Here is a 16441-nt window from a genome sequence, read left to right as displayed (position 1 = left end):
TGCTTTCGGCACGCTGACAGGTTTTTATTTTTCAAATCACAAATCTGTTCAAATGATCTACGAATTTAACGGTTACAAACCGGTAATTGATGAATCTGCCTACATCCACCCTTTGGCGGCAGTTACCGGAAATGTAATTATCGGAAAAGATGTCTACATCGGGCCTGGAGCTGCCATCCGGGGCGACTGGGGGAAAATTGTGATTGAAGATGGATGTAATGTTCAGGAAAACTGCACCATTCATATGTTTCCGGGTGTAACGGTTACATTGAAAAAATCAGCACATATCGGTCATGGAGCTATAATTCATGGAGCCACGATCGGGGAGAATTCCCTGGTTGGAATGAATGCGGTTGTGATGGATAATGTGATCATCGGAAAAGAGTGTATCGTCGGTGCTCTTGCATTCATTAAAGAAGGAATGGAAATTCCGGATCGAAAGGTTGTAGTTGGGAACCCTGCCAAGATCGTTAAAGACGTAACCGATGAAATGGCCAAATGGAAAACCGAAGGTACCGGTTGGTATCAGAGGCTGCCCAAACAGCTTTACGATACACTGCGTGAGTGTGAGCCTCTTCGAGAAGTACCCAAAGATCGGGCAGATCAATCGGGCGATTATTCAACATGGGGAGATAAAAAAGAAAATCACTGATCGGAATCATACCACCAATTATTTATGAAAGAGTCTGAAATAGAAGAAAGCAACCAGCTCAACCTTCAATTTGACAAGCGAGGCGGACTTTTGCCCGTGGTTGTTCAGGAATCTGAAACCGGCGATATCTTAATGATCGCTTCCGTAAATAGAGAGGCTGTAGATCGAACCCTTGAAACCAAAAAAGCCACGTTCTGGAGCACCAGCCGAAATAAACTCTGGGTAAAAGGAGAAACATCGGAGAATACCATCTGGATCGATGAGATTTTGGTTGATTGCGATCAGGACGCTTTAGTCTATAAAGTGAGATTGGAAGGTGATGGAGTCTGTCATACCAAGAATAAGTTGGGCGTTCATCGGAAATCATGCTTTTACAGATCTCTGAATCCGGATAGTAAAGAACTAACTTTTCTGGAAAAATAGATGCAGAAATCAGCAAAAAATATATTTGGCCAACCATTAAAAGAGTGCAGTAAAGATCCTATAACCGGATTCTATCGGGATGGTTGTTGCCATACCGGCCCTCAGGATTCCGGACGTCATCTGGTTTGTGCCATCATGACCGATGAATTTCTGGATTTTTCTATGGAGATGGGAAATCCATTAAAAACACCTATGCCTCTGTATAGCTTTCCGGGTTTGAAAGCCGGTGATAAATGGTGTTTATGCGCCCTGCGTTGGAAAGAGGCCTATGATGCCGGAATAGCACCGAAAGTGGACCTTGAAGCTACTAATGAAAAGGTCTTATCCATTTTATCCATGGAGCAGCTTCTGCAGCATGCTTATACCACTTGATACAGTCCCGAGAATTCTTCCAATTTTTATAACTCTGCTACATTTTCTTTTATGAATCAATGTATTTTATGCCTTTCGCAAAAAGCAGAAGATCTTTGCACAGCCGATGGATACGACTATTTACACTGCAGTGTTTGTGATCTGATATTTGTGAAACCGGGTCAGCGACTTGATCCCGGCGAAGAGAAAAGCCGGTATGATCTGCACGAAAATAACCCTGAAGATGAAAGGTACCGGGAGTTTTTGAGTCAACTCTACAGGCCACTCAGTAAGAAATTGAAAGAGAACTCTTTCGGTCTTGATTTTGGATCGGGTCCCGGTCCTACACTAAGTGTGATGTTTGAAGAAGATGGACACAAGGTCAATATTTTTGATCCGTTCTATGCTCCGGACCGATCTGTTTTTAATCATCAGTACGATTTCATCACCACAACTGAAACTGCCGAACACCTTTTCAATCCAAGAGAAGAGTTTGATCTGCTTTGGTCGTGTCTGAAAACAGGCGGATACCTTGGAATTATGACTAAATTGGTACCATCTTTAGAAGAATTTCCCGATTGGCATTATCGTAAGGATGACACACATGTAACTTTCTATTCAGAAAAGACTTTTAACTGGATGGCTAATCACTACAGTGCTGAATTGGAAGTGATAGGTGAACGAACCGCCATTCTAAAAAAACTTTGAATTAAATATAACACGCAATGGAACAAGCAGTTGTTTATGAATTAATTGGTTATCTGGCTTCCCTTTTGGTTGCTATATCTCTGATGATGAGCGCCATCGTTAAGCTGCGAATCATCAATCTGATTGGTTCCCTGACATTTACCATTTACGGAGTATTGATTAACGCCTGGCCCGTTGCCTTCATGAACGCGTTCATTGTTTTCGTAAATCTCTATTACCTGGTTAAAATCTACAGGGATGATCAATATTTTGAGCTATTACGAACTTCGGATGAGAGTACGTACCTCATCAGGTTTTTGCAGTTCTATAAAGATCACATCAAAAAGTACCAGCCGGAATTCTCGTTTAAAAAATCCTACAATTACTCGGTTTTTGTTTTGAGTGATATGGTGCCTGCCGGCCTCATTCTGGGCAACATTGATGAGAATGGAACCCTGGAGATGGATCTCGATTTTGTCATTCCCAGTTACAGGGATTTCAAAATTGGCCGGTTCATGTTTGAAAAGAATTCACAGGAGTTAAAAAAAGACGGTATTCAAAAAATTGTCACTCCCGCCGGCAACAGCGAACACAATGAGTATCTCGAAAAGGTTGGGTTTAAAAAGACAAACTCAACGTTTGTCAAAACCCTGTAAACAAAAAGAGCCCTGCATTTCTGCAGAGCTCCTTTCTAATTGGATACAAGTTTTATTTTCAGCTTTCCAACGCTTTATCAATCACTGTTTTAAGGTGAGCTGTATGAGCACGGGTCTCTTCATTCACGTTGCCTTTGTTATCCATCATCGATCGGATGTTCTGTAAATTGTAGAGCGCCGTCGATTTTGAAATATTATCAAACGCATCGCTGTCCAATACTGATGTGAGTCGATTCACATAATCAACCTGAAGATTTTGGCGGAATGTATTGACATTACCGCGTGCATCGGCATCAAACAGAGAGGAAGTCAGATCCCCCATCATCTCAGCAAGTGAATAGCTGTTTCCATACGTTCGGGAATCGGTGATTCTCTTCATTGTATTTGGATGCATCAAATGATTCAGAACATTTGCCTGCATTGAGAGCACCATATCATGAATTTTCGGATCCTCTGACATACTGAAGAAATTAAATCCCCGACGCTGAATCTGAAGGTAGTTATACACTTCATGTGAACTGCTGAAAGCATCAGGTGCAAACAGATATTGATTTAAATAGCTCATCGCCTCTTTCTGCTCTTCTGCCGGAACCGGTCTGAAAGGTATATCTCCTCCCTCCTGGCCGATAAAAGCACGATCGCGGTAAACACCACCAATCTGACGAGAAATGACTCCGGTTTGCGTTCTCTGCTGACTCATCAATGCCATATAAGCATTTCGGAGCTCCTGATAAGATTGTCCTTCCCGGGTACCGTACTTCTCTAACAGCCCGTCCATCAACTCACGCGACATTTCGATTCGCTCCACACCGTAGGCAACCGGATCAGCGGACATATCACCTACCATAATTCGTGGATCAATCGCTTTGCCCGGACTACGCATATCATCAGCATCATTCCCAAAAGCCAGCTCATCTTCAGTGGATCTTTCGAGATGAGCTTTTCTCTGATTTTCATCATCCAATTCCGATTTGTATCCAAACTCTATAGCCCAAACATCGTAAGGTCCCGGTTTGATATCGTAATATCGCCCCTGATTATCTCGATCACTATTTACGTTTACGGATGAGTAGTCCATCACAGAACCGGTCAACCCGACCGTATTAGCAAGATCTTCGCTGTGGATATCTTCTGGAGAATGTAATGTACTCGCCTGCATGTTATGATTGAGTCCGAAAGTGTGGCCCAGTTCATGCAAAATCAGCATAGTCATCGCCTCTTTTTGAAAACCTTCAAGTTCTTCATCCGGGGCATCGAGTAAACTCAACGCGCTCATTCCAAACTGGTTGTTTTCCTGGAAATGGCGACCAAAAGTACAAAACTGCTCGTCCATCGCGAATTGAATATTCTCCTCGGCCGTTCTTCCAACTGCCAAAACATCCTCCTCAAAGAATCGGTTTCTAAAAAATCCCCACTCAAGCATAATATCGGCGCCAAGAATTTGTCCGGTTCGGGGATTCACAAAACTTGGACCATATCCGCCAAACGGTGAAACCGGTGATGATGTCCAGCGCAAAACATTATATCGAATGTCCCCAGCTTCCCAGTCAGCGTCATCGGGTTGTACTTTTACCTCAATTGCATTTCTGAATCCTGCTGCTTCAAATGCTTCATTCCACGCAAGAGTAGCTTCTTTAATTGTTTCTCTGAATTCATGCGGTGTTGTATTTTCGATCCACCAGACAATTGGTTCTACCGGCTCAGAGATTTCTGCATTCGGATTTTGTTTTTCAAGATTCCACCGATGTATCAAATCCCGATAAGGAGTCGGGCTGGTACTGATTTGATCGTCCATCTGAGTGGTAAAAAAGCCAACACGTGGGTCAGCAAACCTGGGCTCAAATTCATTATCCGGCATCTCAATAAATGTATGCTGGTATGCAATTTTCACCGATCTGCCATCTGTTACAGCTCCGCTTGTTGAACCGGTTGGATATGGGTTTTCATACACATACTCAACGATAACATCTGTATTCTTTGGAAAATTATTGATTGCCGTATACTTATTCTTTTCTCGGTTCAGGTTTCCAATTGAATACTGTCCCGGCCGGCTCATTGGGTTTGGGCTAGGTTTGATCTGGTGCAGACTCTCTGTTAAGAATAGAGGGTCAGCGTCGATCAGAAGATATCCGCTCGAGTCATCTTCAACTTCAATTTTTCCGGTAAAAAGTACAGCATCCGAAATATTAGCCCTGGATGCACGGCTCAACGGACTCTCATCATCGAAGTAGTAATTGTTATTCACGTGAACAAACTCAACTTTATCGAAGTAGCGTCTCACTTTCACAATTTTGTTATCGCGGAAACTTCCCCGGAAATGTCCGGCTTCCAACACTCCATCCTGTGAAAGTCCAAAATAGATATACTCCTTATCGAGCTGATCTTTATGGATTGCCATTTTTATGGATCCGTTTGTGGTATCCTGATAGATCGTAAACAACCCTTCATAAGCGATACTTTTTTCAACTGCTTTTTCAAGATCCGCTTTGGTATCCTGTTCAGTTGGTGCGGCTTCCGGTGCTGCTGTTTGCTGTGTTGTGGCGCAGCCCAGAAATACAAAAACCAACCCCGTTATTAATAAGTACTTTAAATGTGTCAATTGGCTCATAATTTATTGGTGATTCATTAATGTTGATGGTTTGATAATATACTTAAAGAGAGAATAAACAAATCCCTACCAAAAAAGTTTTTTTCTTAGTTGAAATTAGATATGTTTTCACGAATTAAATCAACCTTGGTTTCAAAACGAGCCAAAAAGATGAGAAAAAGCATTCACGGTATCTCCAGTCTTTCCTTAGGTGAAGATCAAAACACAATCGTAATTCCATGAAATATTTCATTCTCTATGCCTTCACTCTCATTCTGATGGGAACGGCTTGCAAATCAACAGAAACTCGACCCACTATCCCAACAAAACCACAAACAATTGCTCAATTTAATGAGGAGAATTCCGAAAGAACTGATCAACATAACTGGATTGATGAGAGCGAGCGAAATGAAATATGGGTTTTCGTTGATGAGTTTCCAAGTGTTGTAAAAGGAATGAGAGATCTCCAGCAACGTATTTCTATGACAGTGAATCGTAATTCTTCAGTTGACTGTGCAACTTTAAAAGATGAGCAAGTAGTCTACAGTTTTGTGATTGATGAGAACGGGAATATTTCAAAAATCAAATCCAACCTTGAAGAATCAAATGATTGTTCCGATCTCATAGAAATTACAATAAGTTCAACCGAATTCACCGCGGGAAAAGTTGATGGCAAACCGGTTTCAACCCTTTTTGCACTACCGGTCAATTTTTAAATAAAAAACCCCGACCTGTTTTCACAGATCGGGGTTTAAAAAGTCAGTTCTTAAAAAACTACTGAGCAATCTTCAGTTTATTTTCAGCAATAGCCAGGTCTTTTTCAGCTTTTTCGCGATCGTTTTTCACATCCTTTAACCGCTCCTTTGCATCTGCCCGAAGCTTTCTCGCTTCTTCCACATCAATTTCTGATGCTTCTTCAGCTTTTTCAGCCAACATGGTCATCTTGTTATCATTCATCTCCACAAAGCCACCGCTCACGGCATAAACCGTTTCGCTGTTATCCGGTTTTTTAATGATAACACGACCCACACCGAGTGAAGACACGATTGGTGCGTGATTAAAAAGCATTAGAAAGTTTCCACTTTTGCCGGGAACCTGTACGCCCTCTACGTCACCGTCAAAAAGCGATCCTTCGGGCGTCAGTATTTGTGCATGAAATGTTTTAGACACGGTATTCTCCGGTTTGATTAAGCTTCAGCTTCTGCAAGCAGTTTCTCACCTTTTTCCTGAGCCTGTTCGATCGTACCCACAAGGTGGAAAGAGTTTTCAGGAAGATGATCTAATTCACCTTCAAGAATCATTTTAAAACCTTTAATGGTATCATCAATCTTAACATACTCACCGCTTTGGCCTGTAAACTGTTCAGCTACAAAGAACGGCTGACTTAGGAATCGCTGTACACGACGTGCACGACTTACAACCAGTTTATCTTCATCTGATAGTTCATCCATACCCAAAATGGCGATGATATCCTGGAGATCTTTATACTTCTGCAGAATCTCTTTTACTTCCTGAGCGGTATCATAGTGATCATCCCCAACAACCTTTGGATCCAGAATTCGTGATGTAGAATCGAGCGGATCTACAGCAGGATAGATACCAATCTGTGTCAGCGCACGGCTCAATACCGTTGTCGCATCCAAGTGAGAGAATGTTGTAGCCGGAGCAGGGTCAGTCAAGTCATCGGCAGGTACATAAATTGCCTGAACTGATGTAATAGAACCATCTTTGGTTGAAGTAATACGTTCCTGAAGATCACCCATCTCACTGGCCAATGTTGGCTGGTAACCTACCGCAGACGGCATACGTCCCAACAGCGCAGATACCTCAGAACCGGCCTGTGTAAATCGAAAAATGTTGTCAATAAAAAGTAGAATATCTTTGGAAACCTCATCACGGAAATACTCTGCAACGGTCAGTCCGGAGAGCGCTACTCGAGCACGAGCTCCCGGTGGTTCGTTCATCTGACCAAATACCAAAGTAGCCTGAGATTCTTTCAGCTTATCCATGTCCACTTTAGATAAATCCCACTCTCCCTTTTCCATGGATTCGATAAATTCATCGCCGTACTTGATAACTCCGGATTCGAGGAATTCACGAAGAAGGTCATTCCCTTCACGTGTACGCTCACCCACTCCGGCAAATACTGAAAGTCCACCGTGTTGTTTCGCAATATTGTTAATCAGCTCCTGAATCAATACCGTTTTACCAACACCGGCACCACCAAATAGTCCAATTTTACCACCTTTGGCGTATGGACAGAGAAGGTCAATTACCTTAATACCGGTTTCAAGCATTTCGGAACTTGTTGCCAGATCTTCAAATTTAGGTGCCTCTCTGTGAATTGGATAACTTCTTTTTCCTTCAGGCTGTTCAATACCGTCAATAGCTTCACCCACAACATTGAATAATCTGCCGCGGATGTCTTCACCAACCGGCATAGAGAGAGGGGCTCCGGTATCAACTACTTCTGTATTTCGTACAAGGCCGTCTGTAGAGTCCATCGCGATCGTTCGAACGCGATTTTCTCCAAGGTGCTGTGCAACCTCTAAATATAATTTTGTTTTGTCTTCGCGCTCAATATAGAGTGCGCTCATCACTTTGGGGAGCTCACCTCTACCAAAGTCAACGTCAACTACGGGGCCAATAACTTGTGCTACAGTTCCTTTATTCATTCGATTATAATCGTTTTTTGTGTCTTTACGCGTATTGTAAACTGTTATACTGTTCCTTTCAACGGGCATAGACTGACCGGAATCTTTACCGGTTTTCACCTCCTCATTGAAAGCTAAAAAAGTTACCCACTTCTTACCCAAAAATCAAAGATGAATCGCATCAATTAATATTTGATTTGGGCACTCATTGAAATCTTCAGAATTTCAAAGAATGAAGTCTATTTGGATTGCTCTTCTTCACTTAAAAGCAGTGTTCTCATTCCAAATACAATCATTCGGCAGGATTGTGTAATCACACGGTTAAGCATTAACAAAAATGTGATTTCAACTTTTTTAAAATCAGCTTCAGTAACTGCCGTTGAGCACATTTTAATAAATTCCTTATCCACACTCTCGATGAACTGATATAGCTCTTCAACGGCTGATATTACTTCATTCCGTCTCTCTTCTGTTTCAATCACATCCAGCATTCTCCCGGTTTGAAGAAGTAACTCTATTCTCTCCTTAATTAAATTACTGGCTTTTTGGTGAACTTCATCAGTCTCACTCTCTAATACCTTGAGTTCATCAACCGACTCATGTAAATTTTTAGAACTATTCATAAAGCTACGACTTACCCTCAACAGCTTATCTAAATCCTCGGCTATCTCTTGATTTAGGTCCTCTTTATGAAGGTTTGTATAGTACTCAAATATTTCGGCGTGATAGCGCTCCAGGTCAGAGTAATCAATTCTCTGTTTACTTTTATTTAATCTGAAAATTGGTTCTAGAAAACTCAATGTATACTGTAGCTGACATAAAATTTCTTTTTTAAACGCCACCAAACCGGCTTCCGTAATTTCCGGATCTGTTTTATGAATATAGCTGCTTAACGAAACCGTCCTCTCCGGTATCCACAACTCCACTCTTTTGGCCAGCTGAGGAATGATGGGATAGTAGAGCAAAACTCCTCCAATATTAAACAGGGAGTGAAAAAGAGCCAGGCCCAGTACCGGATTGTCATTAAATGAAAACAGATCCAATACAATCCAGGTAAGAACTGGGAGTAATAGAAGAGCTAAAAATGCCGTTCCGGTGGTAAATATCAACTGACTGACTGCCGCTTGCTTTTTGGTATGTATTCCCCCAACCGCTCCCAAAATCACTGTAACAGTGGTGCCTACATTCGCACCAATAACCATTGAAGCTGCAGCAGAAAAATCAATAACCCCACTGAAAAGCATCGTCAAAACAATGGCAATTGTGGCTGAACTACTTTGCATTATTGCCGTCAGTACGAGACCCGCCAGAGCGTAGACAAGGATTCCATAGCCGGTAAAAATTTCGGAGTCGATTACATTTGAAACCTGGTCTACGCTCGACTTCATGTAATCCAGACCCATAAACAAAAACCCGAATGCCACCAGAAATTTACTGATATTGACATATTTGGGAGAGCGTGCCAATGCGATCATTCCCAACCCACCAATTCCGATCATCGGCAGTGAAAAGACCTCGATATTAAACTTAAATCCAAAAACCGCTACAACCCAGGCCGTTGCCGTTGTTCCTATTTTCGCCCCCATCATCACGGATATAGCTTGTACCAGATTCAATATTCCTGCGCCCACAAAAGCCAGAACCATTAGAGATACAGCCGAGCTGCTCTGAAGAATAGCCGTACTAAACATCCCGCTAAAAATCGCTTTTACACGGGTACCTGTCGACCGGCGGATAATTGATTTAAAAGCTGCTCCACTCAAAATCCGGATCGATTCTTCCATCATATGCATGCCAAACAGAAATATTCCCAATCCGGCAAAGAAGGTCCATAATTCAAACTGTGAAAAGAAGCTCATGAAAGTGATCTGCTGTTTTAATATCGTTATCAGAAATTAAGAAGAACCAATGGATATCAAAGAGCGATAAATGCTCAATTTTATCCCAATCATCTATTAGCAAAAAGTATATCAAAGTACTATCTTTAAGACTCTTTAAAATTCGACAATTAGCCTATTTAAATCGGCTTCGGATTGCAGAAATTTGAATTTTTAAACCCGGGGAAAACCATTGGATACGGAACAAACAGCACGATCAGTCAGCATTGAATTACTGGAAATATTTGATGACAAGAAGAGCCTGAACTATTCGCTGGCCAACGACCTTGAACCAAGAGAGCGTGCACAGGTAAGAGAATACGTTCAGAATATTCTTCGAAAAAGAAGTTATCTGGATTTCATCATTGGTGAATATTCCAGTATTACCATCGATGAAATGAAGCCTGTATTAAAAAACATTTTACGTCTCGGTCTTTACGAGATGTTATTCATGGATGGAACACCCGACTACGCCGCTATCAACGAAGCCGTTGAACTGGCAAAACTCAGACTGGGATCTAAAGCGGGTGATCTGGTTAATGCCATTCTGCGCAATATCCAGAGAGATATCGATAATCTGCCAAAACCGGCTTTCGAAGACAGAACAAAACTGATTGCCACGACCTTCTCTCACCCCGAGTGGATGGTTAAACGATGGGTAAAAAGGTTTGGCGAGCGAGAAGCCTTTCAGTTGATGCAATCCAATAATCAACGACCGTTTTATTATGTACGTGTTAATAATCTTCGTACCAAAACTGAGAACTTTAAACTCCGCATGGAGAAACTCGACATTCCATTTGATGAGAGTGAATGGCTGCCGGGTTACTATAAAGTAGATTCTGTTGCTCCGTTTATCGAAAAAGATCTGCTCAAAAAAGGCATCTGCCTGGTTCAGGATATTGCAGCCGGATTCGCCCCAACTATTTTAGAGCCCGAACCGGGTGAAACCATTTACGATCTGTGTGCGGCACCGGGAACCAAGAGTATCGTAATGTCCGATATGATGAATGCTGAAGGCAGTATTATCGCTGTTGACATCAGTGCTCAACGACTTGAACTGCTGGCTGAAAGTGCAATGGACTACAGAGCTGAAAATATTAAAATTAGGCAGGATGATGTTCGTGACCTGAATTTAAAGCTTGCCGACGGAGTACTCCTCGATGCACCTTGTACCGGAACCGGTGTATTAAGTAAGCGAGCCGACTTAAGATGGAAGCGCACAGAAGAAGAGCTCGAAAATTCCGTGAAATTACAGGAAGAACTGTTGGATGAAGCAGCGAATCACGTAAAACGAGGCGGAAGATTGGTTTACAGCACCTGTTCAATTGAACCTGAAGAGAACTGGGAACAGATTCAAAAATTCCTCGAAAAATACGACAACTTCGAGCTTGAAAAGCTGGATGAATTTCTGCCGGAAGAGGTACTCGTTGAAGATGGATATGCCTATCAAACATTACCGCACATCCACGGCTGCGACGGCCACTTTGGTGTACGATTGAAAAGAGTGAAATAGATTTTAAAACAGTATTCAGGTATCAGAATATTTGAATACTGTACTATTTGCCCTAAAGAAGTAATTATGTTTACCTGAATGAAAAGTTTATATGAGTTCATTTGATAGTTTAAAAGACATTCCAAAACATTACGACCCATCCGAAACCGAAGATAAGTGGTACTCTTATTGGGAAGAAAACAACTTTTTCCACTCAGAGCCCGACGATCGTGAATCATTCACAGTTGTTATTCCGCCACCAAACGTTACCGGTGTGCTGCACATGGGGCATATGCTCAATAACACGATTCAGGACGTTTTGGTACGCCGTGCACGAATGCTTGGAAAAAACACCTGCTGGGTGCCCGGAACAGATCATGCCTCGATTGCAACGGAAGCAAAAGTTGTCCAAAAACTTCGGAAAAAGGGAATTAAGAAGAGTGATCTATCACGCGATGAATTTCTGAAGCACGCGTGGGACTGGACGGATGAACACGGTGGAATTATTTTACAGCAGTTACGTAAATTGGGTGCTTCCTGCGACTGGCAGCGTACCCGGTTCACGCTCGAAGATGAACTCTACGAATCGGTTATAGACTGCTTCATAGAGTTATATGATCGAGGTTACATTTACCGCGGACAGCGAATGGTGAACTGGGATCCCGCTGCTCAAACCGCACTGAGTGATGAAGAGGTTATACATAAAGAAGTCCAATCTAAACTCTACCACGTTCGCTACCCGATTAAGGATTCGGATGAGTATATCACGATTGCTACCACCCGGCCTGAAACCATCTTAGCAGATACGGCTGTATGCGTAAATCCGGATGATGATCGCTATACTCACCTGATCGGTAAATCTGTCATTATCCCGATGGTGAACCGTGAAGTAAAAATCATTTCAGATGAGTATGTGGATAAAGAGTATGGAACCGGTTGCCTGAAAATCACTCCTGCTCACGATCAGAACGACTACGAGATCGGTGTAAAGCACGGCCTGGAAATTATCGACATGCTGAATGCCGACGGAACCGTCGCTGAAGTTGCCGAACACTACGTTGGCAAAGATCGATTCGAAGCCCGAAAACTTATCATCAAAGATCTGGAAGAAGCCGGACTGCTGGTGAAAGTTGAAGAGATGGCCAATAAAGTTGGGTACTCTGAGCGAACAGATGCCGTCATTGAACCGCGTCTCTCCCTTCAGTGGTTCTGCAAAATGGACGAGCTGAGCAAACCGGCTCTCGACAACGTGATGAACGACGAGATTCAGTTCCATCCCGCTAAGTTTAAAAACAGCTACAAGCACTGGATGGAGAATATTCGCGATTGGTGTATTTCTCGTCAGCTTTGGTGGGGACACCGTATCCCGGCCTGGTATTTCGGCGATGGCGAAGAAGAGTATGTGATTGCCAGGACGGCTGACGAAGCCCTTGAAAAAGCCAAAGAGAAATCAGGAAATTCTGCCCTGAGCGATTCAGATCTACGTCAGGACGAAGATGTGCTTGATACATGGTTTAGCTCGTGGCTCTGGCCCATGTCCGTTTTTGATCCGGCATTCATCAAAAACAAAAAAGGAAATAAAGAGCTCGAGTACTACTACCCTACTCAGGATTTGGTAACAGCACCTGAAATTATGTTTTTCTGGGTAGCTCGGATGATTATGGCCGGCTACGCTTTTACCGGTGAGAAACCGTTCAGCAACGTCTACTACCACGGGATTGTTCGGGATGAAAAACGCCGTAAGATGTCTAAATCTCTTGGGAATTCACCCGATCCGTTGAAGCTAATCGAAAAGTATGGCGCTGACGGAACACGTGTGGGAATGCTTTTTGCCTCTCCTGCCGGAAACGATCTTCTATTTGATGAAGCACTTTGTGAACAAGGACGTAACTTTTCAAATAAAATTTGGAACGCGTTTCGATTCCTAACCATGAATATGGAAGATGGCGTCGAATATGCACCTACTACAGAAATTGACCCTGAGAATCTGGCAGATAAGTGGATGATAGGACGTATCCGGTCTACACTGCGGGATATGGAAGATGATTTTTCCAAATACCGTCTCAATGAAGCTCTGAAGAAAATCTACTCGCTGGTTTGGGATGATTTCTGCGACTGGTATATCGAAGTGTGTAAAGCAGATCAGTACGGTGATAGCATGCCAAAAGAGAATCTGGAAAGAGCTCTCGGATTCTTTGAAATGCTGATGAAAATGCTGCATCCATTCATGCCATTTATCACAGAAGAGATTTGGCAGCGTATTCAAAGTCGATCGGATGATGAGGCATTAACGGTGAGTTCATGGCCTGAAATTAAGAATGAAACGTTTGATAGTTCTGTATCACTTTTCAATACGGTTCAGGATCAGATCTCTGCAATAAGAAATATTCAGGCGGAAATGAATCTATCGCCCAAAGCGGAACTAAACATTATTATCAAACCAAAAAACGATGACCTTGCCCGGCAGCTTCGTTCGGCTGAGTGGATCTACAGCAAACTTCTTCCCGTTGAGAAGATCACATTTGATGTAGGTTCCGAAAAACCTAAAGCATCAGCTGCTGCAGTTGTGGATGGATCTGAGATCTACATTCCACTTGAAGGCTTGATTGACCTGGAAAAAGAGCGAAACCGTATTCAGAAAGAGATTGACCGGTTACAGGGATTTTTGAAAGGTGTTGAGAAAAAACTTTCCAATGCCGGTTTTGTCAATAATGCGCCGGATGCAGTAGTTGAAAAAGAGAAGCAGAAAAAAGCAGATGCTGAGACTGATCTGGAAAAACTGGCAAAGCAGCTCGAAGAGTTTAATGGATGACCCTAAATGCTAATAGGAAGATTAGATGTTTAGAATTTCGGGATAATTAAAATTTTCGTCATCTTATGGTTGCGATGTTCAATGTATACTTCTGCAACCTAAACAGGCTTATTCACTTACAGGACTCTCTATGATCAGCTCAAATATATTCTGGCGTACCGTTATTTCCGGTTTCATTGCAACTTTCATCATGGCAATGGTTTCTTTTTTGCAAGGTGGGCTGGGTTTACCTACCATCGACATCGCCTACCTCATCGACCAAAGTCTGAATCATGTTCATGGCAGCGAAGTTTACTCCATTTCCTGGGCTAATGCAGCCTATATCCTTGGTGGTATATTAATGGCGTTGTTTTGGGTTGTATCGCTGCAGATCAGAGTCCCCGGAAACTGGATTGTACAGGGATTTATATATGGTATTTTGATTTCGATCTTTTCCGGTGTAATTGTTGGTCCACTGGTCTCATCAGCGGCAGGTGATTCTTTCGGGTTATTCTATATGGACACCTGGATTCCCGGTAAAATTCTGCTTGCAGGTGTTATTATGCACGTCAGTTATGGACTATCACTCATGTATTGTCTGAAAGTTGCCGGCGTAAAAGGCTTGAACTCAGACTCCTAATCTCTATTCTAATACCAATTTTGGTATAATTTCTATTTCTGATTTTATCGAGTTTGCAATAAAACATTTACTGTGAGCTACTTGATGCATTTTGATAAAATCATTTTCATCGGGTGCATTTTCTGAATCAAATGCTACAGTTGGCCTGATAATCACTTTCGTCATGGCCATTTTACCCTCACTATTCTTCTCCAATACTCCCTCAGCCGGATCAGAATATTGATTAACGATATAACCTCTGCCGGCTGCTATAGATAAAAACCATAACATATGGCAACTTGCAACAGACGCTGTAAACGCCTCTTCAGGATCAATCACTGAAGAATCTGTACAAGTTTCAGGAACAATATTGGGTGAGGCGGCAGCATTCATCGTCATTCCGTTTTCAAATGACCAGGTATGCAATCTCTGATATTTTTGATCTGAAAAAGCTGCACCATTTCGGTTCCATCGAATAGTTGCTATGTAGTTGGACATAATTTTTAAACAAATTGATTTATGGAATCTTACACCTATCCATACAAAAAGTGGAATAACTCTTTTTCAACATCCCTGACAATAAGAGTTGAACTCTCGTAAAATGCTGCATGTTATGAAAGTGAGTAGATAAGCAGAATTGATCAAAAATTGAATTTAAAACTTAACGGACTACTATTATGAAGCTTAAAGATTTGTCTCGGGAAGAGCTTGAAAAACTAATCGCTGAAAAAGGAATCGGCTCCGAATATTTGGATCGTGCTGAACGAATACAGAGAGATGTGAATTTGGCACTGCTTGTAGGTTCTGCAACCGTCTTGCTGGGTCTTACAGCCTGGACAATCTACAAGTATAAAGGCGAATAAAAGTAGATGAAGAAAACCGCATTAATTACAGGTGCATCAAGTGGTATAGGTTTGGAGTTAGCCAAAATTCTGGCGGGTGATGGATATGATTTAGTTATTACCGCAAGACGTGAAGATCGCCTAATAGAACTCAAAAATGAGTTAGAAGACAAATCTTCAGCAGAAGTAAACATTATTACCGCTGATCTATCACTGCCAGAATCTCCAATGAATATTTACCAATACTGTGAAGATCAAAATATTCAGATCAATGTATTGGCCAACAATGCCGGTATTGGAGATTATGGACTTTTCCACGATAGTGATTGGCAGAAAACCGCCACTATGATTGATCTCAATATTAAGTCTTTAACTCATCTCACCCGACTTTTTCTCCCATCAATGATTGATCGTAAAAAAGGAGCCATTCTGAATATTGCATCCACGGCTTCATTTCAACCGGGGCCTCTCATGAGTGTCTACTATGCAACCAAGCATTATGTACTGGCATTTAGTGAAGCCATTGCCAATGAAGTTCAGGAATATGGAATAAAGGTAACAGCGCTATGTCCCGGGCCAACCCAATCGGAATTTCAGGCAACTGCCAATATGGAAAAATCTAAATTAATGGATCGCTTTCCCATGCCAACCTCTAAAGATGTTGCAGAGTATGGATATAAAGCCATGAAAAAAGGAAAGCGAGTTGCGGTACACGGGTTTATGAATAAAATGATGTCCAAAGTTGTAAGAATTCTGCCCAAAAAATGGGTTACAGCAACTGTTAGAAAAATTCAAGAGCGAAAGTAGAAT

The 16441-nt window shown here is 42.1% G+C and carries 16 protein-coding genes; 11 read left to right on the top strand and 5 right to left on the bottom strand.

Features of this window, described 5'->3' with window-relative positions; translation table 11 throughout:
• Positions 1 to 52 precede the first annotated feature (52 nt).
• The 5 genes from CWD77_RS01450 to CWD77_RS01430 are packed head-to-tail and all read left to right on the top strand — an operon-like array spanning position 53 to position 2769.
• Complete coding sequence (locus tag CWD77_RS01450) at positions 53 to 652, top strand: acyltransferase (RefSeq protein ID WP_101071452.1); 600 nt, start codon at positions 53 to 55, stop codon at positions 650 to 652.
• A 24-nt stretch (positions 653 to 676) separates the two neighbouring features.
• On the top strand, positions 677 to 1075 hold the full coding sequence (gene hisI, locus CWD77_RS01445) for a phosphoribosyl-AMP cyclohydrolase (protein ID WP_101071451.1): 399 nt from the start codon (positions 677 to 679) through the stop codon (positions 1073 to 1075).
• The gene (locus CWD77_RS01440; protein WP_101071450.1) at positions 1076 to 1447 is read left to right on the top strand and encodes a DUF2237 family protein; all 372 of its coding nucleotides are present in this window, start codon (positions 1076 to 1078) and stop codon (positions 1445 to 1447) included.
• A gap of 51 nt (positions 1448 to 1498) precedes the next feature.
• Positions 1499 to 2134 carry a class I SAM-dependent methyltransferase gene (locus CWD77_RS01435; RefSeq protein WP_101071449.1) on the top strand — a complete coding sequence of 212 codons (636 nt, stop codon included), beginning with the start codon at positions 1499 to 1501 and terminating at the stop codon, positions 2132 to 2134.
• Positions 2135 to 2151: 17 nt separating this feature from the next.
• A complete protein-coding gene (locus CWD77_RS01430; protein WP_101071448.1) occupies positions 2152 to 2769 on the top strand; it encodes a YgjV family protein in 618 nt (205 codons plus the stop codon).
• Between the two features lie 58 nt (positions 2770 to 2827).
• Here CWD77_RS01430 and CWD77_RS01425 read toward each other — a convergent pair whose 3' ends face one another.
• Positions 2828 to 5377 carry a zinc-dependent metalloprotease gene (locus CWD77_RS01425; RefSeq protein WP_101071447.1) on the bottom strand — a complete coding sequence of 850 codons (2550 nt, stop codon included), beginning with the start codon at positions 5375 to 5377 and terminating at the stop codon, positions 2828 to 2830.
• A 218-nt stretch (positions 5378 to 5595) separates the two neighbouring features.
• On the opposite strand from CWD77_RS01425, the gene CWD77_RS01420 reads away from it, so the two are divergent.
• Positions 5596 to 6072 carry an energy transducer TonB gene (locus CWD77_RS01420; protein WP_101071446.1) on the top strand — a complete coding sequence of 159 codons (477 nt, stop codon included), beginning with the start codon at positions 5596 to 5598 and terminating at the stop codon, positions 6070 to 6072.
• Positions 6073 to 6130: 58 nt separating this feature from the next.
• Here the strand turns inward: CWD77_RS01420 and atpC are convergent, their stop codons facing one another.
• From atpC to CWD77_RS01405, 3 genes are all read right to left on the bottom strand, one after another.
• Positions 6131 to 6526, bottom strand: coding sequence for an ATP synthase F1 subunit epsilon (atpC, locus tag CWD77_RS01415; RefSeq protein ID WP_101071445.1), 396 nt, complete (start codon positions 6524 to 6526; stop codon positions 6131 to 6133).
• A 17-nt stretch (positions 6527 to 6543) separates the two neighbouring features.
• Complete coding sequence (gene atpD / locus CWD77_RS01410; RefSeq protein WP_101072904.1) at positions 6544 to 8031, bottom strand: F0F1 ATP synthase subunit beta; 1488 nt, start codon at positions 8029 to 8031, stop codon at positions 6544 to 6546.
• A 218-nt stretch (positions 8032 to 8249) separates the two neighbouring features.
• Positions 8250 to 9869: a Na/Pi cotransporter family protein gene (locus CWD77_RS01405; protein ID WP_101071444.1), complete on the bottom strand. Its 1620-nt coding sequence runs from the start codon at positions 9867 to 9869 to the stop codon at positions 8250 to 8252.
• Between the two features lie 211 nt (positions 9870 to 10080).
• Between CWD77_RS01405 and rsmB the strand changes: the two genes are divergently transcribed.
• From rsmB to CWD77_RS01390, 3 genes are all read left to right on the top strand, one after another.
• Complete coding sequence (gene rsmB, locus CWD77_RS01400) at positions 10081 to 11400, top strand: 16S rRNA (cytosine(967)-C(5))-methyltransferase RsmB (protein ID WP_101071443.1); 1320 nt, start codon at positions 10081 to 10083, stop codon at positions 11398 to 11400.
• A 91-nt stretch (positions 11401 to 11491) separates the two neighbouring features.
• On the top strand, positions 11492 to 14191 hold the full coding sequence (locus tag CWD77_RS01395) for a valine--tRNA ligase (protein WP_101071442.1): 2700 nt from the start codon (positions 11492 to 11494) through the stop codon (positions 14189 to 14191).
• A gap of 130 nt (positions 14192 to 14321) precedes the next feature.
• A complete protein-coding gene (locus tag CWD77_RS01390; protein WP_101071441.1) occupies positions 14322 to 14810 on the top strand; it encodes a hypothetical protein in 489 nt (162 codons plus the stop codon).
• A gap of 3 nt (positions 14811 to 14813) precedes the next feature.
• Here CWD77_RS01390 and CWD77_RS01385 read toward each other — a convergent pair whose 3' ends face one another.
• The gene (locus CWD77_RS01385; RefSeq protein WP_101071440.1) at positions 14814 to 15287 is read right to left on the bottom strand and encodes an OsmC family protein; all 474 of its coding nucleotides are present in this window, start codon (positions 15285 to 15287) and stop codon (positions 14814 to 14816) included.
• A gap of 179 nt (positions 15288 to 15466) precedes the next feature.
• Here CWD77_RS01385 and CWD77_RS01380 point away from each other — a divergent pair, with 179 nt between their 5' ends.
• Both CWD77_RS01380 and CWD77_RS01375 read left to right on the top strand, forming a co-directional pair.
• Positions 15467 to 15652 (top strand): hypothetical protein, encoded by a 186-nt coding sequence (locus CWD77_RS01380; protein WP_101071439.1) that lies wholly within the window; start codon positions 15467 to 15469, stop codon positions 15650 to 15652.
• A gap of 6 nt (positions 15653 to 15658) precedes the next feature.
• The gene (locus CWD77_RS01375) at positions 15659 to 16438 is read left to right on the top strand and encodes an SDR family NAD(P)-dependent oxidoreductase (protein ID WP_101071438.1); all 780 of its coding nucleotides are present in this window, start codon (positions 15659 to 15661) and stop codon (positions 16436 to 16438) included.
• Positions 16439 to 16441: the final 3 nt, after the last annotated feature.

This window comes from Rhodohalobacter barkolensis (assembly GCF_002834295.1).
GTDB classification, from domain to species: Bacteria; Bacteroidota; Rhodothermia; order Balneolales; family Balneolaceae; genus Rhodohalobacter; species Rhodohalobacter barkolensis.
The sequence above is the reverse complement of the archived record's forward strand: the minus strand, read 5'-3'. Positions and strand labels throughout refer to the sequence as shown.